Genomic DNA, 24,907 nt, shown 5'->3' with positions numbered 1-24,907 from the left:
ACCTCATCTTGGTTCAATCCATAAGTTGCATTAAGGGCAAACAGTATATAAATCCTTAAATTTCGGAGTGTTGCGAGGAGTATACCTCTCTGCGTCAGTAAGGTCAAGGCAACAACGAGTAGTTGCAATATCCCCCGAATTCGCCAAAGGAGTTAAGTAAGATGTCCCCCGAATTCCAAAGTGGATATTTTGCACATTGCTTTTTTCATCCAATTCTCCGTCTGAAAAAACATTGCGCAGGTGCTTGGTAATAACACTTCGTTCACGATGGAACAGCTCCGCCATCTGCTTTTGAGACAACCAAACTGTCTCATGATCAAGATGGACTTCAAGAGAAGCCGCCCCATCCGGACTTTGATACAGGACTATTGCGTTATCTGTCGTGGTCATGCACGTACCTCATGGAATCCGGCGATGCTGCTGGTTTGGCCGCGGGGGATGATCCGCCGCAGTAGAGTTGAACAGCTCGTTCAGCTCCACCAGATCGCTGGTGACGGCGATGAACGGCGAAGTGATGAAACCACGGTGAACCAGGTCCAGCACCGCCAACAACAGGAGCGACCTGTGCGGCGCTTGCGTTGGTGGGGTCGGTCCAGGTTGGGCCGGGGGCGCGGTTGAGGGTGGCGAAGTGTTTGATAGTGGTGGTGAGATCGGTCATAGTTTTCGCTTTACCGTCATCAACTCAGCAAGCGAAACATGATACGGCCATGCCGATTCTCTGCCTTTCTGCCGGCTGGCCAGTTTCGTGAAATCCCATTCAAAACCTTCAAACTCTGCAGCCAGTTCAACATCTGATATCAAATAGTGATCGTGATTGGGCTCATGGGGATAGCCCTTTTTGACAAGCGCATCTTTCGAAATGACGCGTGGGCCTTCGGAAGTAATGCGGTACAGCCCCGGCAGCGCGTTAGACCCTGCACCATGAAGCAGCAGATATTTCGCCCCGGCAATTTCCGGTTTTAACCGCAATGAACCGGGTGCCGTATCCATTCTGAAGTTGTAGAGCTTGCTCTGCCGAATCCATTTCAAATGTTTTTCATCCTTACACCAGCCAACCAAAACGGAAGTCTCAACCGGCGGAGCATGGCGGCGTTTAGATTTCGTTTCGTATTCCGGTATCAGTTGACTCACTTGATATTCGGCGGGTTCTTCATGCACTCGATAGACATGATACGTCTCGCGCTCTCGTGAGGTGGCGCGGTCGCAGACGTGCTCCACAACGTCGGTGAGGAATTTGCAGAGGTCCGCATCGCCGTTGCCCGGCTTCATCACGAAGGCACCCAACCCAGGCAGAATTTCGCGAAAACCGGCAAATTTGGCAGGAGCGTCGTTACCGGGATAGAGAATGTAGGCACCATGGGTGCGGCGGATGGCATCGCGATAGGCGTGCATCTTGAGCATGTCGGCGCGTTTCCAGGTGCCGCGCTGCTCCTGACGCTCTTCCGCGTCCGCATCATCACTGCCGAACAGTTCCGTCAGCCGGTCCACCCGGTATTTGGCGTCGAAGTGCACATGCACCATCAGTTCCTGGGCTTCGGCAGCCTCGGGCTCGAATTCTGCCGGCCACAAACTGAGGGTGTAGTCCGGCCGCATGTTCTTCGTCCAGGAGCCCTCTTTCGTGCGCCTTTTGTCGGCTGAAAAAGTGCGGTTGTAGCCGAACTCGACGAGCAGCTTTCGGCCGCCTGATTCGAAGCTGCCTTTCACGGCCAGATGCCGGCCCGATTTAAGTTTCAGTCCGAAGCCGTCACCCGTCTTTTCGATCAGCTCCTCTACCGCCGGCTTCTGCAGCTCGAAAATACCGGCAACTATGTCCAGCAGCCGAAAGAAGACCCAATATTCGTAAAGCGCAGCGATGTCACGCTGACCCGCGCCGTACACATCATCGCCGCCATGCCAGACCAGACGTGCGGCCATATCGAACTTGAGCCAGGCCTGGAGAATCTCGCGGTAGCCCTCCTTGCGCTGCAGTACCGGACTCCCCAGCGGCAGCATTTCCGGATCGGACACCCCTCTGAAAATATCGGCAGACAGTGCCGCTTCGAGACCGTTTTCCAGATTTTTAATATCTGCCTTCAGACGTTCGTCCGTACCGTTGCCGATTTCTTCCAGCTTGAGGACATTTTGTTGAGGAATCCGGCAAAGGTCTGCAGGGCAAATTTTACGAACCTGTTTTCCGGCGTATCGTCGGTCTGAACATTTTTATAAACGGTTATTCGCTCTGGCAGGGATGAAACGGTTGCAACCAGCGGATGGCCAGCCGGCAGCGGCACGCGCCGCGCCCCTTTGGCAAGTTGACGCTGGCTTCTTGCATCGGGACGGAAACCGCGGCGGATGTCGCAGACGGTCTCTTCCGGTTCCCATCGACGGTGCGGATGGGTGGCAATACGGTGCAGGGCATCGCGGAAATGGCGAGAATCGAGGAGTGAGCGGAGAAAGGCAAAACGCTGGTGAATTGTTTTGGCGGACTTGCCGGGATCGGGAGAAAAGCGCAGTGCCGAAGGTGAACGCAGCTCCATGAGCAGCGAAACGCAACGTTCGGTAATCTCTTCCATCATGCGGCGGTAGTGGTCGCGATAGTCGACTTTCAGCGACCTGACTTCGACTGCCGCCCTGCCGACGATTGTGCCGTCGCCGTTCCGGACGATAAGCCCCAATCGTCCCGTGTTGAGCCCCGGCTCGATAATGCCGCAATGCGTCCGTTTCGGATTTATGCTCGGCTTAACCGCACCGATGCCGGTTTCAGGTAGTAGCGATAACCCGGGAGTGTCCAGTTCGTATTCGTAACGTCCATTCTCCTGCAGCTGCAGCTGCTCTTCGCCATGCTCGGACGCTTCGGCGTCCGCAATCCGCATCAGCGGCCCGTTCGGGAAGATGGCCATACGGGCGGTAACAGCACCGTCGAGAATAAAGTTGAGCGTTTCCGTCGTGGGCATCGTATTCATCTGTGCCTCGGCAAAACGGGTAAAGCCGCACTTCCTGGCCTTGCCGCTCAACATTGTCATCTGATTACCTTCCAATGTCCGGCCTTTTTCCCGCCGCTACGCTGTAATATCCCTTTAGCTTTCAGCTTGTCGGTATGGTAACGAATCCCCGCATAGCTAAGATTCAGTTGCCCGGCTATTTCCTTCTGGGTAACGAACGGATCAGCTTCCATAATTCCGACAATATCTTTTTCGATAGCAGAAAGAGCCTTATCGCTAGTCTTATCGCTAGTTTCAAAAGCTGATTGTTCAGGGCAGAGGCTGGGGAAGCATACTATAACAAAATGATTTCATCGTCACGATATTGCACACACTGACCGGCATCATCACGGCTGCCGGAGCATTGTTACGCATGACCACATATTTTTCCTGCTTGCCGCTGCAAAGAGGATCAAATATGGTCTGGCGGAAACCTCCGTGACCGAAATAGCCTGGTCGGGACGTTCAAGAAGAGAGTGCATGCAGTTCCTCCCATATTTGTATAATAGTTTGAAAGCTGTATGAATATTGTTTGATGCCTTCAAGCGCTATTTCATGTCCAGCGGGATTCACAACAAAAAAAGCCCCGCAGGACATTGTCCGGCGGGGCTTTTTTTCAAAAACAGAGCAATTAAACCTGAACGACTTCTTTGACGCCAGGAATTTTCTCCTTCATGGCGCGCTCGATGCCCATCTTCAGGGTCATGGTGGACATGGGGCAGCTGCCGCAGGCACCTTTCAGGCGAACTTTGACGATACCATCTTCAGTCACTTCAACCAGCTCCACATCGCCGCCATCGGCCTGCAGACCTGGACGTACCATTTCAAGAACCTTAAGTACTTCCTCTTTCATGTTCCTTCTCCTTTGTTGTTATTCATAGAATCAAAAACCACTTGTCTCTATGCCTGATTATGTTTTTCATCCAGCGGCAAACCGGGTGCGGTGAGATGTTCCGGCCGCATGGCTTCTTCCAGCTCCGCTTCCGGCATCAGTTCTCGGGACAACACGATCTCACGAATGGAGCGTCCGGTAGCTATTGACTCCTTGGCAACTTCAGCAGCTGCATTATACCCGATGAAGGGTGCCAGCACTGTCACCAGGCCCAGGGAATCCTCCAGATAACGACGGCAGCGTTCCTGGTTTGCAGAGATACCGATGATACATGAAGCGGTGAACTTCTGCACGCAATTCTTCAGCAACTCCATGGAAAACGTCAGGTTATAGGCGATCAAGGGCATCATCACATTCAGCTCCAGCTGCCCGGCCTGGCTGGCCAGCATGACCGCCTGGTCGCAGCCCATCACCTGGAAACAGACCATATTGGTCATCTCTGCCATTGATGGATTGATTTTGCCCGGCATGATCGATGAACCGGGCTGAACAGCAGGCAGACGGATCTCGTCCAACCCGGTGCGCGGCCCGGAGGAGAGCAGGCGCAGGTCATTTGCGATGCGCCCCAGATTGACTGCAGTTCTGCGCAGAGATGAAGAAAGTGCCAGAAAAGGGTCCATGTTCTGCATCGCCTCGAACAGATCGCTACTTGCAACGACCGGAAAGCCGGTGGCAATCGCCAGTTCCTGTATCATGCGCTGAATGAACTCCGGCTGGGCATTGAGCCCGGTCCCCACAGCCGTGCCACCGATGCCCAACTCCAGCAGTGCCGGAATGCACGCCTCCAGCCCTTCACGGTTTTTACGGACAGCAACGGCATAGGCGCCGAACTCCTGACCCAGGCGGATCGGTACCGCATCCTGTAGATGGGTCCGGCCTGACTTTAATATGTGATCAAACTCCTTTGCCTTGTCTGCCAGAGCTAATTCCAGCCCCTCCAATGTCTCCAGCAGAGGATCCAGCATCTCGAGAGCAGCCAGTCTGATGGCTGTCGGGATCACGTCATTGGTCGACTGGGCCATGTTGACATGATCATTGGGATGAATCAGTGAGAAATCACCCCGCTGTTTGCCGACCAGCTCAAGAGCGCGATTGGCCAGCACTTCATTGACGTTCATGTTATGAGAGGTTCCGGCCCCGGCCTGAAAGGGATCAACTACGAACTGATCAGCCATACGCCCGGAAAGAGCTTCGTCAGCCGCCGCAACAATTGCGTTTCCGATTCCATCCGCCAGCCGGCCGGTGGACATGTTGCTTTTAGCCGAGCACTTTTTGATAATCAGTGTCGCCCAGACAAAAGCGGGATGCGGCTTCATGCCTGAAATGGGAAAATTTTGCAGGGCCCGTGCTGTCTGGGCACCGTAATAAGCATCTGAAGGAACTTCCATCTCTCCCAGAGTGTCTTTTTCTATACGACTCGACATTTTTTCCTCCCTTTATTGAACAGCAGAAAACCCTAAGTTGGAATAACACGGGGCAACGGAGAAACGGAGAAATCAAAACCTTTCTCAAGGTGCATCACAAAAGGCTTTTCAAGCAGATTCTTCCTAGATTTTACTCCGTTGCTCCGTGTTTAACTGCTTTTTCAGGATACAGCACCTGCTCATCGGTAAAATAAGTTTTCTTGGAAGAAATGGTTTCAACCTGGATGGGATGGCCGGTGGGCGAAACCTTTCGGGAAGGATTGTGCACTGCCAGAAAATCCCTGATCTCGCCGGCGATGATCGCGGGGTGATCTCTGCGCAGCTGCTCAATGGCTGAATTCAGCACGGAATGCACGGCCCTGACAAGCTCATCTATCGCCTCTTCCGGAAGCCTCCCCATCACAGATCGTGGGGATATCGCCGCTTTCCAGAGAATCTCATCGGCATAGGCATTGCCGATGCCGCGGACGATCTTCTGATCGATCAGAAAAGCCTTGGCAAGCATGCGCGGCTTTACGCCAATCAGCCGTTTCAACAGTTCCGGATTCAGCTCCAGGGCATCCGGGGCCTCGTGATCCCGCGAGGGATTCAGAGATATCATCACCATTGCCTTTGGGTCCTGCACCGTCAAGGTTTTTCCATCTTCAAAAGCCAGAGTCATGATTGGAAAAGAAGCTGTTTTCTGGCGTGGTGCAAGAACGAATTTACCCTGCAGCATCAAGTGCACGAAAAGCCGGTTCCCGTTGTTCATTTTGAACAAGGTTTCCTTGCCCGATCTCTCCACTTCGCTGATTGAGCTGCCCACAAGTGCTCCTGAAAGTTCATCGGCTCCTACATTGAGCCGACCCCTTTCATGCCAGACTACTTTAACAACTTTTTCCCTAACCACCTGCTTCGAAAGATTTTCTGCAAATACCGTCAGATCCGGGAGTTCCGGCATAGTTCCTCCTTGTGTACCGTGCTCAGATCGCGGCTTGACCCCGCCTTTAAACATTATATCCTTTAAACAACGATACGAAAGAACGGATCGGGAGGAACAAATGGAAGCTGATACCGGGAAAAAAGTAGCCATTCACTTTACCTGTCGCTATGAGGACGGCACTATCTACGAATATGCCGACCGCGACGTACTGGAATTTATAATCGGAGAAGGAAACACGATTCCAAGCCTGGAGAAAGGGGTCATCGGCATGCATCCCGGGGATACACGGGTCATTCCGGTCTCAGCGGCAGAGTTGAAAAGCTATCCCTTCGAACTGGGTGAAGCCCCCCTTGAAATGGGATTTCCTGCGGGCACCGATGAAGGAACCGGCGACGACGAGTTTGCCATGGATGAAGATGATCAAGACCTGATCCAACCGGATGACCTGCAGATCATACCTTCGAGCCGAAGCACCATGGACCTGTTTTTCGATGTGGAAATGGTTGCGGTCGATGATGTGGAAGCGGACGTTGAAGAGGAATCCTGGAGCTGAAGACGGAACTGTTTAGCCCGACAGATCTTCCCATTCACCATACAGCTCTTCCAGTCGGGTATTCAGGGTTGCGTGGCGTTCTCCCCCCATCTTGCCACGCTCCGGGTCATCGAAATAACCAGGCTGGCCCATCTCCACTTCAAGTCTGCCTACTTCTGCCTCAGTCTGGCTGATCTCATATTCTATTTCACCCATTCTTTTATTCCGTTTGTCCTCCTCACGCTTGCGCCGCTTCTGCTCTTCTCGGTCCCTGAGGCGTTCCTCCTTATCCTGCACAGGCAGCGGAGCCGGAGCTGAAGCGACAGCGCCATTTGCTGCAACTCCACGCTCTTCCCTTTTTCGCTCCCCAGTCCCTGTCATCCGGTCCCCGGCCCCCGGTCCCTGATCCCCGCTCTGCTCCTTCTTCTGCAGGTAGTACTCATAATCTCCGAAATAATTGACCAGCCCCCCCCCTTCAACCTCTACGATGCGGGTGGCAAGACCATTGACGAAATAACGGTCATGGGAAACAAACACCACTGTGCCATCAAACGAGCGCAAAGCATCCAGCAGGACCTCCTTGCTGAACAGGTCCAGGTGGTTGGTCGGCTCGTCCATCAGGAGCAGGTTCGAGGGCCGCAGGAGCATCTTGGCCAGGGCCAGGCGGTTACGCTCACCTCCGGAAAGTACCCCCACCTTTTTGTTGATGTCGTCTCCTGAAAAAAGGAAGGCCCCCAGGATATCCCGCAGCCGGGGAACCATATCATAGGGTGCATCGCTGTAGATCTCATCCCACGCGCTGCGGGACACATCCAGCACGTTGGCCTGATCCTGGGCAAAATAATCCATGATCACGTTATGACCGAGCACCCGTTCTCCCCCCTGAAACCCCGAACCCGCCATGACCGACATGAGGGTCGACTTGCCGGCCCCGTTGTGCCCCACCAGAGCCACCCGTTCCCCCTTCTCGATGGTCAGATCGATGCGGTTCAGCACGGTGTGACTGTCGTAGGATTTGGTGAGTGCTTTCAGCTCCATGACGATCTTGCCGCTTTTGGGGGCATCGGGAAAATGGAAGCGGATCCGCTTGCGCTCCGGCGGAATCACAATCCGCTCTACCTTCTCCAACTGCTTGATGCGCGACTGGACCAGCGAGGCTTTGTTTGCCTGGTAGCGAAAACGGCGGATGAAATCTTCGGTTTTCTGAACTTCCTCATCCTGGATGCGTTTGGCTTCCCTCAGTGCCGAAACCCGCTCCTCACGCTGGACAAGATAACGGGAGTAGCTGCAATGATAATCGCTGATGGCGTGATTCCAGACCTCGGCGATGCGGCTGCAGACCTGATCCATGAAGAAACGGTCGTGGGAAACCAGAATCATTGAGCCAGGATAGGAACAAAGGTATTCCTCGAGCCAGTTGCGCGCCTCGATATCCAGGTGGTTGGTCGGTTCATCCAGCAGGAGCACATCGGGCTGCTGCAGAAGCAGTCGCGCTAGGGCGATGCGCATCTGCCAGCCGCCGGAAAATTCCCCGCAATCACGGTACCAGTCATCCGGAGAGAACCCGAGACCCTTCAGGACGGTGCCTATTTCAGCTTCCATGGTATAGCCGCCGCGGTGGCGAAACTGCTCCTGCAACTCACCATAGCGATGCAACATCTGGTGATGTTCGGGTGAATCCCCGTTCTGGCCTTCAAGTTCCTGGGCCAGGTGATGCAGTTCCTCCTCCATGGCCAAAAGATCGCCGAAAGCAGAGCGCGCCTCATGGAACAGCAGACTGCCGGAGGTGACGATACCGTCCTGGGGAAGATATGAGGCCCGGGCACCCCGGGCAAATTGAATTTCACCGGAAGATGGCTCAGCAAGACCTGCGATTATTTTCATCAAAGTCGATTTGCCGGCACCGTTCTCACCAACCAGTGCGACCCGCTCACCTTTCTTAAGGTGCCAGGAGATGTTTGTGAAAAGGGGCTTGCCGGCGAAATCTTTGGAGAGTTGCTTAAGATGGAGCATTGAATTTCCCTGTCAGTTGAAGTCAGGCTATAAAAACAAAGATGTCCGGTAAAATGCAAGCAAAAGCTGTTCTGTGAATAAGGGAGCCGATCGTGCCGGCTTGACTCGATGTATAAATAACTTATCATTATTTTTATTTACACAAGACCTTAAGAGTGGGAGGTACCATGGGAATGGTTGCTGTTTTCGATCTGTGCGGAACGTTATTCAGCCTCGACCCCATTACTGCTCGCATGGGGCGGGATGCGCAGGATGACTGCTGGTTTCAGGGAGTACTGGTAACAGCCATGGCTGCGACGCTCGCCGAGCGCTATCTCCCCTTTCGGGATGCCACAGAACTTGCCTTGACCAATTTCGTGGAAACACAAGGGCCCGTTGATGTCTCCATTCCCGAACTACTCGAACTCTTCAAACAACTTCCTCCTGCAGAAGGTGCAGAAGCCTGTCTGAAAAGCCTGGCCAAGGCAAAAGTACGTCTTGCAGTCCTGACGAACGGATCACGTCCGGCAGCCATTGCACTGCTGCAACATTCAGGATTAGCCGATTATTTTGAAGTGGTCGTCTCTACCGATGATGTGGAGAAGTGCAAGCCTCACCCTGCTCCCTATCGTTATGTGCTTGATCGACTGAAGGCTGATCCTGAGGAGTGCTGGATGGTTTCATCACACAGCTGGGATATTTGTGGTGCCGCAGCAGCGGGTATGCACACCATCTGGGTCATGAAGCGCGAGCGGCTCTGGCCTTTTGCAGGTCTTCTTCCGGAAACGGCTGTCACCTCCCTGGGGGAGGTCCCCGCAGAAGTAAAACAGAGGACAAGAAGTAGCAGTTAAATCACCCGGGAAGTCTCTGTGTCCCTCAGTCACTTTATCAATATCTCAGAGGTGAATAAAAGAAAGGCTTGCCGCAAAAACGACAAGCCTTTCTTTTGTTACTGAACACTGAGCTGGTTTAGCTATTTCCTGCTGGATTTTGAGGAGCTGCTTTTACCAGTTTCATGCCGCTCCTTGCCATACCCCTTCATCACGTCAGCCATGCTTTGATATTCCCGGTCTTCCAAATTTTGAATCTGGCTCAGGACAGTTTTATCAGCTTTCTCATGCTGAGCGTGCCTGACCAGATCCTGTTTCTTGGCCGGGAACTGCACCCCTTTCAGATTTTTGGTTACATCCGCCTGAGATAATTCGCCGCTACCGCGGCCGCCACTACTCGATGTTGCCATATCGTACCTCCTTTAAGCTTTTGTCGATATGTCTTCACGACATATTAAAAGTCTACCACCGGGGTCGGCTTTGACAACTCCAGGCCTTTCAGTGGCCTTTGATCGGCAGTTCGTTGTTATGCAGGCTGGCTTTGTCGGCCAACCTGGTCAGAAAAGAAGGGGCAGCCCATGAACCGCTCGCAAGGCCGGTCTGCGGGCTGCTATGACCAAGAACGGGAGAGGGAAGCATGCGGGCCGCCAGACGGGTAGCTGCCGTAGTCAAGCCGGAAAAATTAGCATTCAGAAGATGCAGGAGTGCCGCCGGGAGCGTGATGATCAGGCGAGGCGCACCATAGCGGCATGCATTGACGATCTGTTTCGCAGCTCGCCGGGAATGGGCTGACAGGAGCGGATTGGCATCAGAAATAGAAAACCAGGCATATTCCTTCTGATACTGCCCTTTCAACAGTGCATGAATGTGTGAACCGGTCCTCATCAAACCCGGAGCGACTGTGGTGACCAGAATGCCGTCTTTTGCAAGCTCGCTTCGCAAGCCATCGGAAAGAGCAGTCAAAGCAAACTTGCTCATACTGTAGGGGAGCAGATGTGGAACCGCCACCAGTCCGCCGATGGAAGAGATATTCACAATGCGTCCCCCTCCTTGCCGCTTCATCAGCGGTGCAATACTTCTGATCATATACAGCGCCCCCCAGGCATGGGTGTCCATGGCTTCCTTGAAGTCCTGCACAGCGAAATTTTCAAAAGGTGCAACCTGAACAATACCGGCATTGTTGATCAGAACATCGACCCGCCCACACTCACCAATGATTGCCTGTACCGTGCGTTCAACATCCTCCTGGTTGCCCACATCACACTGATATATGTGAACCTCGGCGCCTGCTGCTTCCAGCTCAAGGCCGGCCCGCTCCAGTTCCTCCACATCCCGGGCCACCAGCGCCAGGCGCGCCCCTTCACCGGCAAACAGACGGGCAAGCTCCAGCCCGAGGCCCCGCGATCCCCCGGTGATGACAACGGACAATCCTTTAAAGCTGATGCGTCGGGATTTGCGCCCGATTTTAACTGCGGCCATCGCGCCGGCCATCAGACATCCCAGAAGCCCCATTCTTGCAGTTATCTTCATCCCGACTACCCCCTTTGACGCTGGTTTGGGTACCGCCATTACTAAATCCGGCGGTTTGGATGATACGACCCATCTTTCAGATGAAAGTATAGCAGCAGCGGAATAGTTTTCTGCTTGGGGAGATAAAGAAAAGAATGGCTTGAGAGGAATGGGTGATGCGAGAGTTACGACAGAGAGTGTACGGTCAATTCAAGCTCAGCAGCCACTTCCTTATATACTTTGAGCGCCTCGGCATTGAACGGGACGAACACGATCCGTTGCAGATAGTGGCGGGCGGCTTCATCCCGGGCAACGGAGAGAGCAATGCGGACAGCCTTGAGCAGAGGATATCCATAAACCCCGCAACTGATTGCCGGAAAAGCGATACTCTTCAGATCATGCAGACGGGCCAGGTGAAAACAGTTCAGGTAACAGGAACGCAGCAGCTCGGATTCTCCCCGTACCCCATCATGCCAGACCGGGCCAACGGTATGAATGATATATCTGGCAGGAAGGCGATATCCTTTGGTGAGTTTGGCATCACCTGTTTCACAGCCGTGCAGGCCGCGGCACTCGGCCAACAGTTCCGGTCCGGCCGCCCAGTGGATCGCTCCATCTACCCCGCCTCCCCCAAGAAGAGAGTTGTTGGCGGCATTGACAATGGCATCAACATCCAGCGTCGTGATGTCCCCTGGGATTATTTCTATGCGTGTATCCATGGTAGCCTGCTCCTTACGTACAAAATATCACAAAATAAATTTTGATAATGATCCTTTACCAAAATAAATTCCTGACTTACTCTCTTTACCACCACTACCCCTTTTATGGAGGTTGGCATTGTCAATACGGAAACTGATAATCATCCTGATCATTCTGATGGCTACTGCACCGCTCGGAATTTTTATCTATACAGCCAACAATCAGTGGAACCAGAACGTCAAACAAGCACTGACCCTTTCATCCACTGTTGCCAACAAGGTTCTTACCGAGCAAAGCATTCTGACTTCGGTCGCTGAACAGCTGGCTATAACCCTGTCTTATGTTCCTGCCATCCGTAATCGTGATTCTGAGGCGGCCAACCAACTTCTTGAAGAAATACTTGCTTCGAGTCCCCAGTATGCCACCATCTTTATGCTTGATGCAAAAGGTGTATGTTGGGCCGCAGCTCTTCCCCGACAGATATCTTTATCTTATGCCGAAAGAAGATATTTCAGGAACGCTGTCGCGACCGGCAGATTCTCTTCTGGTGAATTTAATGTGGGCAAGGTACTGCGAGCTCCCGTTTTCAGTTTTGCTTATCCTTTTAAAGACACTTCCGGCTCCATCAACGGTGTTGCAGTAATAGTCATCAACCTCGACAGGTACCGGCAGTTGTATGAGCAGAATGCGTTCAGCCTGGGAGCATCGTCCATGATGCTCGTAGATCACAAGGGCACCATTCTATTTTCGTCACTTAATCCACAGCTTGTCGGCACTCAGGACAAATTATTCCAGAACATGCTGAAAGGTGCCGATGGAGGCACCTTCGAAGCTAAGGGCAACAACAACATCCTGCGCCTGTTCTCCTTCAGAAAGATTTTCCTGAAGGACGAGTCCACCCCCTACATGTACGTTCGTATCGGAGTCAGCAAACAAGACGTACTTGCAACAGTCTATCGGGAGCTCCTGACAAATGTAGGAATATTGTCCCTGGTCTTGCTGCTCACACTCGGTCTGGCGATCCTGCTCACCAAACGAGGTATCCACGATAAAATCATCACGCTTCGTAATGCCACCCATGCGATTGCGAATGGCGACCTTACAATACGTGTGGCTGACCGTGTTTCGGGGGGTGAGCTTGGCGAACTTGGCTGCGCTTTTGACGAGATGGCCCTCAAACTGGCGGCGTCCATACATGAACGTCAGCAGGCAGAACGACATCTGATGAAAAGCGAAGAAGAATTTAGACTAATTTTTGAAGAGGCTTCGGATGCTATTTTCTGGGCTGACGCAACCACGGGGATACTGCTGAATTGCAATAAAGCTGCTGAAGAAATGATGGAAGCACCACGAGAGGAACTTATCGGAAAGCACCAGACCTACCTGCACCCTCCGGAGATGGAGGAAGAACACCGCGACATTTTTACCAGATGCGCAGGCGGACTTGAATCATCAAACAGCCTTGAGGCTCTTGTCCTGTCACGAAGCGGCAAAAAGACACCGGTACAAATCAAGCACTCGGTTACTGTTATTGGTGACAGAAAGATAATCCAGGGAATATTCCGAGACATCAGCGAACGCAGACAGGCAGAGGAGGAACTGCGTCACTCCCAGAAACTGCTTTCCAGTATTGTGGAGAATGCCCCCTATGCCATTTTCGTCAAAAATGTAGCTGACAATTTCCGGGTTATCCTGTGGAACCACGCGGCCGAGCAGATTTTCGGCATCCCGGCAACCGACATGGTCGGCAAGAATGCCCACGATCTATGGCCTCGTGACCAGGCGGACGCTTTTCTGGCAGAGGACTATAAAACCATAACCCAAAGGGCCATGATGGATATACCGGAGGAGGTCAGTTATCACCCGCAAAAGGGGAGTATCTATATCCACACCCGCAAGATTCCGTTGTTCAACCAGAATGGCGAAGTTAGCCACATTGTGGTCATCAGTGACGACATTACTGAACGCCGCACTGTTCAGGCAGAATTTGTAAAACACCAGAAGCTTGAATCACTGGGTGTACTGGCAGGGGGAATTGCCCATGACTTCAACAACATTCTTACTGGAATTTTGGGGAATATTTCATTTGCGCGGATGTTTCTGGAACCATCTCACAAAGCTGCAACAATCCTTGTGGAAGCGGAAAAAGCATCCCAACGCGCCTCGGACCTGGCATATCAACTACTGACCTTTGCGAAGGGAGGCCAGCCGATCAAAAAAGTCGTGGAAGTACAACACATAATTGAAGCCTCCCTCTCTCTCGTACTCCGAGGTTCCAAGGTGAAGAGCATTCTAGAGATTCCTGATTCTCTGCATGCAATTGAAGCTGACGAAGGGCAAATGCACCAGGTATTCAACAACATCATTATCAATGCGCTGCAGTCAATGCCCGACGGCGGCATATTGACCATCAGCGCGGATCTGATCCACATTGTTGATTCCACCCCCGCTGGCCTGGCTTCAGGCCCCTATGTCAAAATCTTCTTTGCCGATACCGGCTGTGGTATTCGGGAGGAAGATCAGAAACGAATCTTTGACCCCTACTTCACAACCAAAAACGGGGGTACCGGACTCGGACTGGCTTCTGCCTATGCAATCATCGGCAAGCATGGCGGACAGATTTCAGTGCGCTCGGTCCCCGGAACAGGAACCACTTTTGAGGTTCTTTTGCCTGCCAGCCAGATGGAAGCGACTGCACAGAAAACTGACTCAACCATGGCGACTCCGGTGCTGCACGGAAAACACCCCATGCTGATAATGGATGATGACCCTATCATTCGCAATCTGGCTGAAAGCGTTCTCGAAGAGTTGGGCTACAGCGTAAAAACCTGTACTAGCGGGGAAGAGGCCATCGAGATGTACCGGCTGGCGCAACAGAACGGCCAACCATTTGCTGCAGTAATCATGGATCTGACCATCCCCGGTGGCATGGGGGGCAAGGAGGCCGCAGCGCAGATCCTGAAGCAGTATCCTGGGGCTCGGCTTGTAGTTTCGAGCGGATATTCCAATGATCCTGTGATGGCAGACTACCTCCAGTACGGTTTCAGTGCGGCCATGCTCAAACCATACAATGTCGCCACACTAGCCAGTTTGCTCGGAAAACTTCTTTCTGAATCTCAAACGGAAATCTGACAGGTTGTGTAAAACCGTCATGAGTCCGCAGTAGATTTTCAACAGCCTGCTGAAACAACAACACCCCGGCTCACATCAGTGACGGGGTGTTGTCCAGTTTATATTTCTCTGCCCGCGATACTTTTTTGCAGGACCAATTATCCCTTTACTTCTCCCTGAATACTTATGGTCACCTCTTTGTAAGGAATCTCTTTACCACTTGCAGCCAGGGCCTGGCGTGCCGCAACGGCTATGCCGCCGCAGCAGGGGACTTCCATCTTCAGTACGGTCACGCTTTTGATATCTGATTTGGAGAAGATCTCTGTCAGCTTCTGTTGATAAAAGTTATTGTCATCCAGCTTTGGACACCCCATCACCACCGCCTTGCCCTTCAGAAAATCTTCGTGATAGCCAGCATAGGCCACCGGAACACAATCAGCGGTAATCAGCAGATCAGCACCCTGGAAGTATGGGGCGGTAACCGGCACCAGGTGCAATTGCACCGGCCACTGGGCCAGTTGGCTCTGTCGACTGCCGCCCGGCGCGGGTGCAGTTTCAGGAGGTCGTGTGAAACTCATGGCGCGGGATCCGGGACAACCCCCACCGGCGTGATGGTGCACTGCAGGCGCAGCATGCTGATGGACCGAAGCCGGTTTCCCCTGAGCAGCCAAATGCTTTTCAACCGCGATTTCATCAAATTCATCCGCCTCGCGTTCCTCCACGGTAATAGCGTCCTGGGGACATTCACCAAGGCAGGCGCCCAGGCCATCACAGAGATTTTCGGCAGCCAGAACAGCCTTGCCGTTAACAATGGTGATGGCACCCTCTGCACACGAGGGAACACACAACGCGCATCCGTCACATTTTTCCTGGTCTATTTTTACGATCTTTCTCAACATGGTGGCTCCTTTTAATTCTTATATTTTTCCCGCTTTATTGTGATTCAGCTTAAAAAAAGTAATGCCAGATATAATCAAGTCTTCCGCGCATCATCAGTCTGCGGCCGGACCAAGCCATGATTTCCCGCACCTTTTGACGCTGAGGTGCTGCATAGCAATGAATGCGACAATGCTTGCAACTGGGCTTCTCCGCTTCCAGGGGACATTTGATGCGCTTGGTGACTGCGTACTTCATGAACTCGGTACATTCCGGGCAAAGTGCGCGCTCTCCAAGTCCTTCCGGCAGCATGAAGTTTGAGCGCTCGGCGGCTGCGTGTTTTCCGGCACAGTATACTTCCACAAATTTAGCGATTAATCTGATATCTTTTTTCTGGTTCCTGGTCAGCGTTTCCATGGTTATGACTATGCCTAAAATCTGCCGGCCCGGGCATGACCGAGATCAAGAAAATGTGCATTTGTTTTGCGCCGACAATGCTCTTTGAGCTAACATCCTTAAAACATACAATTCACGGAGAATCCATGATCGGTAAAGCAGTTTCATTTGTCGCCAAGTCCGGCACCGGCAAAACCACCCTGCTGGAGCAGGTGATTGCAGAGTTAAAACAGCGCGGCTACCGGATCGGAGCCATCAAACACGACGCGCACCAATTTGAAATCGACCATCCCGGCAAGGACAGCCACCGCCTGACCAAGGCGGGAGCAGACACCATGCTGATCTCGTCACCTGAAAAACTTGCCCTCGTAAAGCAGCATTCCGCTTCACCCCCCATTGAAGAATTAATCAGCACCTATTTCAGTGATGTGGATTTGATACTCACGGAAGGGCTCAAAAAAAGCGGTTTACCCAAGATTGAAGTGCACCGGGCTGAGCGAAGCCCCACCCTGCTCTGCCGTGGAGAGGAGCATGATCCAAGCCTCATTGCAGTGGCCAGTGATGAGCCACTGGAGCTGGATGTGCCGGTGCTTGATCTGAACAATCCTGCAGCGGTAGCCGATTTCGTGGAAAAGCAGATTATCCGGAAGCAGATTTGATCCGCTTCACAACGAGACATAACCATGAAAATTACTGACAAGCTAGGAAGAACCATCAACTATCTACGGTTATCCGTGACCGACCGCTGCAATATGCGCTGCTTTTACTGCATGCCCCAGGAAGGGATTGTCAGCAAGGGTCATGATGCAATTCTCAGTTACGAGGAACTGCAGCTGATTGCCGAGACTGCGGTTGAATTGGGAATTGAAAAGATGCGGATCACCGGAGGAGAACCGCTGGTCAGATCGGGAACTATCCCTTTTCTTGAGCGTCTGGCCCGGATCGACGGCCTGCGTCACCTGGTTCTTACCACCAATGGCCTGAGGCTGCCCGACATGGCACTGCCACTCCACCAGGCAGGTGTACAGCGCCTCAATGTCAGCCTTGATTCACTGAACAGTGAAACCTTCGCTGCTGTCACCCGGGGGGGAGACCTGAACAAAGTCCTGCACGGGCTGGATGCCGCAGAGCAGGCTGGCTTTCCTCCTCCAAAGATAAATGTAGTCATCATGCGCGGCATCAACGATGGTGAAATTCTCGATTTTGCAGATCTCACCCTTTCTCGCGGCAATACGGTGCGCTTCATAGAGTATATGCCTGCTGTCAAAGATGAAGAATGGCAGCGCTACTGCATTTCCGGAGATGAAATCTTGCAGCGCATCAGTACCCGCCACACACTGAAACAGGTGGACAAGGGACCCATTGCCGGGCCATCCAAGGATTTTCGCATTCCCGGCGCCCGCGGCAGCATCGGCATCATTACTGCTGTTTCAGGTCATTTCTGCGTAGAGTGCAATCGCATCCGGGTCACCTCCACCGGCCAGGCCAAAGGGTGCCTTTTCAGTGATGCCGCAACGGACCTGATGCCCTACCTGCGTCCCCCCGATCGAGACGGACTTGCCAGTATTTTGCGCACCCTTATTATAGACAAGCCGGAAAAACACGGCATTTCACAAGACGGTTACAAACACAAAAATTTCACAATGTCCCAGGTAGGAGGATAAGTAATGGCCCAGGTCATCGCGGTTTGCATCAGTGAAAAAAAAGGGGAACGCAAAACCCCGGTGGAGAAGGTGGAACTGCGCGAGAACCATGGCATCGTCGGTGATGCCCATGCCGGCGAATGGCACCGCCAGGTGAGTCTGCTGGCTTCGGAAAGTATCGACAAGATGCGCAAACTGGGGCTTGATGTTACTGCTGGCGATTTTGCTGAAAACATCACCACGAACGGAATCGAGTTGGTCACGCTCCCCATCGGTACACGCCTCCAGGTAGGCCCGACACTGCTGGAAATAACCCAGATCGGAAAAGAATGTCATACCCGCTGTGCCATCTACTATCAGGCCGGAGACTGCGTGATGCCCAAGGAAGGCATTTTCGCCAAAGTCATCATCGGCGGCACAACAGGCCCGGGTGATGAAGTGCGGGTTATGGAAAAGTAAAGGCGAAATGGGCATCTTGCTGTCAAAACACGGCGCACTCCCCATACTGACATCGCTATTTTTCTTTTGCCTCTCCCCTCCCATTGCAGGTAGTATGACTGCGTTTATCCAGCCCCCCAAGGAAGCACGATCACAATGAGCATGGAAGAAGCCAAAAAAGAAAAACTCACCAAGGAAATGCAAGGTATGGGGTTGGCCGCACTCGGCACCTTTATCCTGCTTTCATTTTTTACTTACAGCGCAACTGATGTATCCTGGAACAGCTATTCAAATGAAAAGGTTATCCATAACCTGGGCGGTTCCCTCGGTGCCCAGGTTGCGGATCTCTTCTTCATGTCTCCCGTTTCCTTCGGCATGGCTTCCTATCTTATCCCGCTGGCCCTCTTGTACATGGCCTACACCCTGTTCCGCTTCAAGGAAATCCGGCTGCGTTCCTACAAACTGCTCGCTTTTTTCGGGATGGTCTTATCCCTTTCGGCACTGTTTGCACTGTTTATCGACAAGACCACCATATTCGGTCACCAGATCCCCACCGGCGGGAACATCGGCATGCTGATTGTCCGGCTTCTGAAAGCAGGAGTCGGCACGAGTGGCGCCCTGCTCCTGCTGCTGCCGCTCCTGGCGGCTTCGGTCATGATCCTTTCAAAGTTTTCCTTTGTGCTATATGCGGGATGGTGGCTGGAAACCCTGAAAAACAAGTGGGCCGCCTGGCAGAAACGGCGCGAACATGAGCGCCAGGAAAACCAGCGCGAAAAAGCAAAGCAGGAAGGCATGCCGGCTCCGGCAATCGTTTCCGGTCCGATCATCAAGCCAGCGACTCCCGCTCCTGCCCGACCCAATATATTGAAAAACGACAAAGAAAAGAAAAAAGAGGCACAGAAAACCGCTCCGGTGCAGGAAGCTTTCGAGTTTCTCAAAGCGGATGGCGAGTTCAAAACCCCACCATTTTCCCTACTGGACAATCCACCGGCCAGCGAGCGCATCCTTGATCGGGATGCCTTGAACATGAACGCCCGCCTGCTTGAGAAAAAGCTGAAAGATTACGGCATTGACGGTGAAGTGGTCGAAATCTGTCCCGGGCCGGTTATCACGATGTATGAATATTCCCCGGCACCAGGCATCAAGATCAGCAAGATTGCAGGGCTGGCGGATGACCTGACCATGGCGCTCCAGGCCATGTCAATCCGCATTGTTGCTCCCATTCCCGGCAAGGGGGTTGTCGGTATCGAGGTCCCTAACCGCGACCGCGATATGGTCTATATGAGCGAAATTTTCAACTGCGAAACCTTTCATCAGAACAAGCTGAAGCTGCCGATGGCTTTGGGCAAAGACATCGCCGGCAACCCTGTAATCGCCGACCTGGCACGCGCTCCCCACCTGCTGGTGGCAGGCGCCACCGGCATGGGCAAGTCAGTCTCGATCAATACCATGATTTTGTCGCTGCTCTACACAGCCACACCCAAAGACGTGCGTATGATCATGGTTGACCCCAAGATGCTGGAATTCTCCATGTATGAAGGCATTCCCCACCTGCTGTTACCGGTGGTGACAGAGCCCAAAAAGGCTTCACTGGCGCTGAAATGGGCGGTCAATGAGATGGAGCGCCGTTATAAACTGCTCTCGGACAAGGGAGTCCGCAGCATCGACTCTTACAACAAAAAACTGGCGGGGGAAGAGCTGGAGCGTGCAGAATTACTGGCCACTCCGGATGAAGAGATCATCGAAGAGCTGGAAGAAATTCTCGAAGAAGAAGGCGGAGTTGCCAGCAACCCGCTCTGTTTTGTAGAAAATGATGTTGAAGAACTGGAACACAGCCATCTCCCTTATATCGTGGTGATCGTGGATGAGCTGGCCGACCTGATGATGGTGGCCGGACGCGAGGTTGAAGAACACATCGCCCGCCTAGCCCAGAAGGCACGCGCCTCGGGAATTCACCTGATCCTGGCTACTCAGCGCCCTTCGGTCGATGTCATCACCGGTCTGATCAAGGCCAACCTCCCCTCGCGCATCGCCTTCAAGGTTTCATCGAAGGTTGATTCCCGTACCATTCTGGATGGAAACGGAGCAGAGGCGCTGCTCGGCAACGGCGACATGCTCTATGTGCCCCCCGGCACGTCGCTCATCCAGCGCCTGCACGGCTCCTATGTCTCCGATGCGGAGGTCCAGCGGGTGGTGGACTTTCTCCGGAAACAGGGCAAGCCGGTCTATGAAAAATCCATCATGGAAATGAAGGATAGCGACGAAAAAGGCAGCGACGGCATGGATGAAGAACAGGACGAACGCTGGGAAGATGCCCTTCGTCTGGTGGCAGACACCAAACAGGCCAGTATTTCCATGGTCCAGCGCCGCCTGCGCATCGGCTACAACCGTGCGGCACGCATCGTTGAAATGATGGAGCATGAAGGGATGATCGCTCCCAGCGACGGCACCAGCAAGCCGCGCGAAATCTATATGGATATCATTCATGCCTATCTTAACTCGCAGTTAACGAGATAAGGCAAAATTCAGGTTGAGGTTAAGGTTGAGGTTAAGCTCGACCCTAAATCTCAACCTCAACCTCAACAGAGGTATTCGAAATGGAAACCATCACAGCCGCAGCAATCCAGTTCAACGTCAAGCAGGGAGATGTGGATGCAAATCTGACCTACGTACGTGAGGCGCTGGGGCGCGTTGCCGCTCAGGGAGCGCAACTGGCCGTATTGCCAGAGATGTGGTCCAGCGGATTCTCTTACAGAAATCTAAATGAACTGGCCCTGCGAACATCGGATATTGTGGAAGAGCTGCTGGCTCTGTCGCAGGAACTGAAGCTGGTCATCGTCGGCAGCATGCCGGAACCAAATGGAGACAAGGTCTTCAACACGATCCATGTGATCGACAACGGCAAGCTGACCGGCATCTACCGCAAGATGCACCTCTTCTCCCTTCTAGGGGAAGACAAAGCTTTTTCCGGGGGTGACCAATGGCTTCTGGCGGAGACAAGTCTCGGCAAGATAGGGGTCATCATCTGTTACGACCTGCGTTTCCCGGAGCTTTCACGCCGCTTGGCGCTGGAAGGAGCTCAAATTATTTGTGTTCCTGCACAATGGCCCAAACCACGGCAGGAGCACTGGCGTACCCTGCTGCGTGCGCGGGCCATTGAAAACCAGCTCTACGTTGTCGCCTGCAACGCCTGTGGTACGATCGGCAAACTTGATTTTTTCGGCATGAGCATGATCATTGACTCCAAGGGTGAGCTGATTGCTGAGGCAGGCGAAGAAGAATGCGAGATAACGGAAACACTGGATATGCAGGAAATGTATGACTGGCGTGCCCGGATTCCCTGCTTTGGCGACCGCAGACCCGAGCTGTACTAAGCAGCTGCCGTCTGCCAACCGTGACGGAAATTTATAAAGTTGGACTTGACGAGACCTCTTCCCAGGTCTACGTTTGATACAATCATTTTACCAGGAGGTTCTTTTGTGGCCTTATTAACCGGCGCCGGTCTTGTTGTTAAACTTGTTCTTATCCTTTTGATCTTCTTTTCGGTGGTCTCGTGGGCCATCATCCTGTTCAAACTTTTTCAGGTGCATCGAGCCAACAGTGAATCTGATCGCTTCATGGACTTCTTCTGGAAGTCAAAGCGCTTTGATGCAATTGCTTCCCAGGTGGATCGATTCGCCAACTCGCCTCTTACCGTTCTCTTCAATGAAGGGTACGGTGAACTGAAAAAGGTTGTTAACGACCATGGCCCAAGCGAGGGAGGTGCACTCAGCACCGACCTGGGGGGCATCGAAAATGTGTCGCGCGCACTGCGTCGCGCCACCAACTCTGAAATCACCCGCCTTGAAAAGTATCTGACCTTTCTGGCAACCACCGGTTCCACCTCTCCCTTCATCGGCCTGTTCGGCACGGTCTGGGGAATCATGACTGCTTTTGAAGGAATCGGCAAAACAGGCTCCGCATCTCTGGCAGTTGTCGCGCCGGGCATTGCGGAAGCTTTGATAGCAACTGCCATCGGCCTGGTTGCTGCCATACCGGCGGTAATGGCCTATAATCATTTCCAGCACAAGATCAGGGTATTGATCAATGAGATGGACAGCTTCTCCACTGAATTTCTCAACATCGTTCAGCGTAACATAGCGGGGAAATAGTATGGCCATGGGCGGACGCAACGACAACAGGGGCATAATGGCAGAAATCAACGTGACTCCACTGGTGGATGTCATGCTGGTACTGCTGGTTATTTTCATGGTAACGGCTCCCATGATGCAGCAGGGAGTACAGGTCAATCTTCCCAAAGCTGATACCAAGGCGATGACCCCGGCTGAAGAAACGGTGGTCGTTTCTGTGGATAAAAACGGCAAAATTTATATTAACAAAGATGAAGTTCCTGCCGGTGATCTGCGGGAGAGACTGACAACTCTGTTTGCATCACGCAGCAAAAAAGAAATTTTCCTGAAAGCAGATGCAGGAGTACCCTACGGAGAAGTGGTCAAGACCATGGCAGACATTAAGGGTGCGGGCATTGAACGGCTCGGCATGGTGACGGAACCGGCACAGAAATAATGACCACCCGTTATCCCGCATCTAACACGAATTTCAGTATTTTTTTCATAGTTTCAATCATCCTGCATCTCGCGGTTTTATTGTTGATGATCTGGTGGACGAAACTGTTTCCTTTTCAAATGACTATTCAGGAAGCCTACTACGTTGATGTTGTCAACCTGCCGGTTGCTGCTCCCCGCTCTGGAAGTCCGACTCAGAAAGGAAACGATAACGAAGCCCCGACTCCGCCCCCCCGGCCCGCCGTACCCGAAAATATGGCTGTGCCTGCCCCCCCTCAAAAATCTACCCGCACTACAAAACAACTCCCTGCGGTAAAATCTCACGAAAAAACATCGACTCCCGCTGAACCTGATGAATTTGCGGAACGAATGGCAAAACTGGCCGGCAAGGCGGAATCCCAACAGCAGGAAGCAGCCCTTGAGCGCATTCGTCGCAAAATGACCACTTCAGGGAGCGGTCGGTCCGGAATGCCCGGTGCAAGCGGCAATGAGGCGGGCAGCAGTTATTCAGCATACATACAATCCCGCCTTAAAGATGCCTTCCGTGAGACAATCAGTTACACAAGCAAGCAGCCGGAAGTGCTGATACGGCTGGTCATTGGGGCGGATGGACGCATCTCCCGTAAGAAGATTGAACAGAGTAGCGGTGATCGCTCCTTTGAATTGGCTGCCCTGCGGGCCATTGACATTGCAAGTGAAAAATTTCCTCCCCCTCCCGGCCACCGCGATTTTGAAGGTGTGTTCGTCTTCCGGCCACAGGGTATTTCTAATGGTGGTAAATTATGAAATTTATGCGGATTACATTAAAGCTGATCGTAGGTGCGGTGCTGCTGATTGCACCGAATGCGGTTTCGGCACAAGACAGTTTTATCGAGGTGACCGCACCAGGCAACCGTCAATTAAAACTGGCAGTGGATGTTCCACGCAGCGTGGATACCGTTACTCCTGCGATTGCCAAGGAACTAGGTGATGTCATAACCTTTGACATCAACATGTCCGGAACAGTAGCAGCTGCCTCCAGGGAGCCTGCCACCGGAACGGTTAGTCCTCCTTTGGCACAAACAGAATTCGTGGCCTGGAAAAATGCAGGCTACGACCTGCTTGTCCGCAGCGAGTACAGCTTGAAGGGCAACGAACTGACAGTTGAATTCCGACTTTTCGATCTCCCTAATCAAAAAATGATGACGGCCAGACGATTTCTTGGAAAAAAACAGGACCTTCGCAGGTTCGCGCACTCTTTTTCCGATGAAATAATGCTGGCACTAACCGGCGAAAAAGGATGTTTTACTACCCGTATCACTTTCGTTTCCACTCACAACCGTAACAAGGAAATTGCCATCATGGACTGGGACGGTCACAACGCGCTACCTCTGACCAATAACGGCTCCATCAATCTAAACCCAGATTTTTCACGCGATGGTCGTGAAATCATTTTCACTTCCTATAAAAAGGGCAATCCGGATCTATATCGAAGATCGCTTTTCAGCACAGCTGAAATACCGGTGTCAAACCGCAAAGGCCTGAATGTCACCGGCACCTGGTCACCAGACGGAACAAGGATAGCCTTGGCATTGAGTAAGGACGGTGACTCGGAAATCTACACCATTGCCCGGGATGGCAGCAATCCGGTCCGATTAACCGTCAACCCGGCCATCGAAATCTATCCGGCCTGGTCACCGGATGGTACACGGCTCGCCTTTGTTTCCGACCGACTCGGCAAGCCACAGGTTTTCATCATGAATGCTGATGGCAGCAACACTCACCGCCTGACAGGAAGCGGCAGCTATAACGTCAATCCGCGCTGGTCACCAAAAGGAGACCGGATCGCCTATGTTCGCCAGCAAGGCGGTTCATTCCAGATCTACACTATCAATGTTGATGGCAGCAATGACACCCAACTTACGACTGATGGCAGCAATGAGAATCCCTCCTGGTCACCCGATGGCCGCTTCATTGCATTCAGCTCAAAGCGCAGTGGTGTGCAGGGTGTTTATGTAATGCGCGCTGATGGCACCGGCCAGACCAGGGTCGGTCAAGGTAAGGGAAGTGCCAGTCAACCTGCCTGGTCGCCACGCTACTGAATTGCCTCTAAGTATGAATTCACTGTCAACCAGATTA

Annotated in this window: 27 protein-coding genes; 12 read left to right on the top strand and 15 right to left on the bottom strand. The window is 52.7% G+C overall.

Annotation, left to right across the window (positions count from 1 at the left end; translation table 11 throughout):
- Positions 1 to 30: 30 nt before the first annotated feature.
- From KJB30_RS03190 to KJB30_RS03155, 9 genes are all read right to left on the bottom strand, one after another.
- Complete coding sequence (locus KJB30_RS03190; protein ID WP_214296489.1) at positions 31 to 390, bottom strand: virulence RhuM family protein; 360 nt, start codon at positions 388 to 390, stop codon at positions 31 to 33.
- Positions 374 to 658 carry a hypothetical protein gene (locus KJB30_RS03185; RefSeq protein WP_246545448.1) on the bottom strand — a complete coding sequence of 95 codons (285 nt, stop codon included), beginning with the start codon at positions 656 to 658 and terminating at the stop codon, positions 374 to 376. The genes KJB30_RS03190 and KJB30_RS03185 overlap by 17 nt, the downstream gene beginning before the upstream one ends.
- Positions 655 to 2,031: a nuclease domain-containing protein gene (locus KJB30_RS03180; RefSeq protein WP_281415452.1), complete on the bottom strand. Its 1,377-nt coding sequence runs from the start codon at positions 2,029 to 2,031 to the stop codon at positions 655 to 657. The genes KJB30_RS03185 and KJB30_RS03180 overlap by 4 nt, the downstream gene beginning before the upstream one ends.
- A 41-nt stretch (positions 2,032 to 2,072) precedes the next feature.
- Complete coding sequence (locus KJB30_RS03175; protein WP_214296487.1) at positions 2,073 to 2,852, bottom strand: DUF2357 domain-containing protein; 780 nt, start codon at positions 2,850 to 2,852, stop codon at positions 2,073 to 2,075.
- 146 nt (positions 2,853 to 2,998) lie between these two features.
- On the bottom strand, positions 2,999 to 3,178 hold the full coding sequence (locus tag KJB30_RS03170; protein WP_367618918.1) for a winged helix-turn-helix domain-containing protein: 180 nt from the start codon (positions 3,176 to 3,178) through the stop codon (positions 2,999 to 3,001).
- Positions 3,179 to 3,307: 129 nt separating this feature from the next.
- Positions 3,308 to 3,442: a hypothetical protein gene (locus KJB30_RS18200; RefSeq protein ID WP_281415445.1), complete on the bottom strand. Its 135-nt coding sequence runs from the start codon at positions 3,440 to 3,442 to the stop codon at positions 3,308 to 3,310.
- A gap of 149 nt (positions 3,443 to 3,591) precedes the next feature.
- A complete protein-coding gene (locus KJB30_RS03165; RefSeq protein WP_214296485.1) occupies positions 3,592 to 3,813 on the bottom strand; it encodes a NifU family protein in 222 nt (73 codons plus the stop codon).
- Positions 3,814 to 3,860: 47 nt separating this feature from the next.
- On the bottom strand, positions 3,861 to 5,276 hold the full coding sequence (locus KJB30_RS03160; RefSeq protein WP_214296484.1) for an aspartate ammonia-lyase: 1,416 nt from the start codon (positions 5,274 to 5,276) through the stop codon (positions 3,861 to 3,863).
- A gap of 130 nt (positions 5,277 to 5,406) precedes the next feature.
- Positions 5,407 to 6,216, bottom strand: coding sequence for a DNA-formamidopyrimidine glycosylase family protein (locus tag KJB30_RS03155; protein ID WP_214296483.1), 810 nt, complete (start codon positions 6,214 to 6,216; stop codon positions 5,407 to 5,409).
- 100 nt (positions 6,217 to 6,316) lie between these two features.
- Between KJB30_RS03155 and KJB30_RS03150 the strand changes: the two genes are divergently transcribed.
- Positions 6,317 to 6,751, top strand: coding sequence for an FKBP-type peptidyl-prolyl cis-trans isomerase (locus tag KJB30_RS03150; RefSeq protein WP_214296482.1), 435 nt, complete (start codon positions 6,317 to 6,319; stop codon positions 6,749 to 6,751).
- A gap of 12 nt (positions 6,752 to 6,763) precedes the next feature.
- Here KJB30_RS03150 and KJB30_RS03145 read toward each other — a convergent pair whose 3' ends face one another.
- Complete coding sequence (locus KJB30_RS03145; protein WP_214296481.1) at positions 6,764 to 8,743, bottom strand: ABC-F family ATP-binding cassette domain-containing protein; 1,980 nt, start codon at positions 8,741 to 8,743, stop codon at positions 6,764 to 6,766.
- 167 nt (positions 8,744 to 8,910) lie between these two features.
- Here KJB30_RS03145 and KJB30_RS03140 point away from each other — a divergent pair, with 167 nt between their 5' ends.
- A complete protein-coding gene (locus KJB30_RS03140; RefSeq protein ID WP_214296480.1) occupies positions 8,911 to 9,573 on the top strand; it encodes an HAD-IA family hydrolase in 663 nt (220 codons plus the stop codon).
- 122 nt (positions 9,574 to 9,695) lie between these two features.
- Here KJB30_RS03140 and KJB30_RS03135 read toward each other — a convergent pair whose 3' ends face one another.
- The 3 genes from KJB30_RS03135 to KJB30_RS03125 all read right to left on the bottom strand — a co-directional run bounded on the left by KJB30_RS03135 (position 9,696) and on the right by KJB30_RS03125 (position 11,780).
- A complete protein-coding gene (locus KJB30_RS03135; RefSeq protein ID WP_214296479.1) occupies positions 9,696 to 9,962 on the bottom strand; it encodes a DUF2795 domain-containing protein in 267 nt (88 codons plus the stop codon).
- Positions 9,963 to 10,050: 88 nt separating this feature from the next.
- The gene (locus KJB30_RS03130) at positions 10,051 to 11,082 is read right to left on the bottom strand and encodes an SDR family NAD(P)-dependent oxidoreductase (RefSeq protein ID WP_214296478.1); all 1,032 of its coding nucleotides are present in this window, start codon (positions 11,080 to 11,082) and stop codon (positions 10,051 to 10,053) included.
- 164 nt (positions 11,083 to 11,246) lie between these two features.
- Positions 11,247 to 11,780 carry an O-acetyl-ADP-ribose deacetylase gene (locus tag KJB30_RS03125; protein WP_214296477.1) on the bottom strand — a complete coding sequence of 178 codons (534 nt, stop codon included), beginning with the start codon at positions 11,778 to 11,780 and terminating at the stop codon, positions 11,247 to 11,249.
- Positions 11,781 to 11,898: 118 nt separating this feature from the next.
- Here KJB30_RS03125 and KJB30_RS03120 point away from each other — a divergent pair, with 118 nt between their 5' ends.
- A complete protein-coding gene (locus tag KJB30_RS03120; protein ID WP_214296476.1) occupies positions 11,899 to 14,892 on the top strand; it encodes a PAS domain S-box protein in 2,994 nt (997 codons plus the stop codon).
- Between the two features lie 137 nt (positions 14,893 to 15,029).
- Here KJB30_RS03120 and KJB30_RS03115 read toward each other — a convergent pair whose 3' ends face one another.
- A complete protein-coding gene (locus KJB30_RS03115) occupies positions 15,030 to 15,770 on the bottom strand; it encodes an ATP-binding protein (RefSeq protein ID WP_214296475.1) in 741 nt (246 codons plus the stop codon).
- 49 nt (positions 15,771 to 15,819) lie between these two features.
- Positions 15,820 to 16,164, bottom strand: coding sequence for a nitrous oxide-stimulated promoter family protein (locus KJB30_RS03110; protein WP_214296474.1), 345 nt, complete (start codon positions 16,162 to 16,164; stop codon positions 15,820 to 15,822).
- 125 nt (positions 16,165 to 16,289) lie between these two features.
- Here KJB30_RS03110 and mobB point away from each other — a divergent pair, with 125 nt between their 5' ends.
- The 9 genes from mobB to tolB all read left to right on the top strand — a co-directional run bounded on the left by mobB (position 16,290) and on the right by tolB (position 24,870).
- A complete protein-coding gene (gene mobB / locus KJB30_RS03105) occupies positions 16,290 to 16,802 on the top strand; it encodes a molybdopterin-guanine dinucleotide biosynthesis protein B (protein WP_214296473.1) in 513 nt (170 codons plus the stop codon).
- A gap of 24 nt (positions 16,803 to 16,826) precedes the next feature.
- On the top strand, positions 16,827 to 17,807 hold the full coding sequence (moaA, locus tag KJB30_RS03100) for a GTP 3',8-cyclase MoaA (protein ID WP_214296472.1): 981 nt from the start codon (positions 16,827 to 16,829) through the stop codon (positions 17,805 to 17,807).
- Between the two features lie 3 nt (positions 17,808 to 17,810).
- Positions 17,811 to 18,245: an MOSC domain-containing protein gene (locus KJB30_RS03095; RefSeq protein ID WP_214296471.1), complete on the top strand. Its 435-nt coding sequence runs from the start codon at positions 17,811 to 17,813 to the stop codon at positions 18,243 to 18,245.
- 135 nt (positions 18,246 to 18,380) lie between these two features.
- Positions 18,381 to 20,741, top strand: a complete 2,361-nt coding sequence (locus KJB30_RS03090) for a DNA translocase FtsK (RefSeq protein WP_281415443.1) — start codon at positions 18,381 to 18,383, stop codon at positions 20,739 to 20,741.
- An 80-nt stretch (positions 20,742 to 20,821) separates the two neighbouring features.
- The gene (locus KJB30_RS03085) at positions 20,822 to 21,598 is read left to right on the top strand and encodes a carbon-nitrogen family hydrolase (protein WP_214296470.1); all 777 of its coding nucleotides are present in this window, start codon (positions 20,822 to 20,824) and stop codon (positions 21,596 to 21,598) included.
- A gap of 105 nt (positions 21,599 to 21,703) precedes the next feature.
- Positions 21,704 to 22,375 carry a protein TolQ gene (tolQ, locus tag KJB30_RS03080; protein WP_214296469.1) on the top strand — a complete coding sequence of 224 codons (672 nt, stop codon included), beginning with the start codon at positions 21,704 to 21,706 and terminating at the stop codon, positions 22,373 to 22,375.
- Position 22,376: 1 nt separating this feature from the next.
- The gene (gene tolR, locus KJB30_RS03075) at positions 22,377 to 22,790 is read left to right on the top strand and encodes a protein TolR (RefSeq protein WP_214296468.1); all 414 of its coding nucleotides are present in this window, start codon (positions 22,377 to 22,379) and stop codon (positions 22,788 to 22,790) included.
- Positions 22,790 to 23,575: an energy transducer TonB gene (locus KJB30_RS03070; protein WP_214296467.1), complete on the top strand. Its 786-nt coding sequence runs from the start codon at positions 22,790 to 22,792 to the stop codon at positions 23,573 to 23,575. Before tolR ends, KJB30_RS03070 begins: the two co-directional genes overlap by 1 nt.
- Positions 23,572 to 24,870: a Tol-Pal system beta propeller repeat protein TolB gene (gene tolB / locus KJB30_RS03065; protein WP_437179718.1), complete on the top strand. Its 1,299-nt coding sequence runs from the start codon at positions 23,572 to 23,574 to the stop codon at positions 24,868 to 24,870. Before KJB30_RS03070 ends, tolB begins: the two co-directional genes overlap by 4 nt.
- Positions 24,871 to 24,907 lie beyond the last annotated feature (37 nt).

The sequence above is a fragment of the Pelotalea chapellei genome (assembly GCF_018531195.1).
Classification (GTDB): domain Bacteria; phylum Desulfobacterota; class Desulfuromonadia; order Geobacterales; family Pseudopelobacteraceae; genus Pelotalea; species Pelotalea chapellei.
The sequence above is the reverse complement of the archived record's forward strand: the minus strand, read 5'-3'. Positions and strand labels throughout refer to the sequence as shown.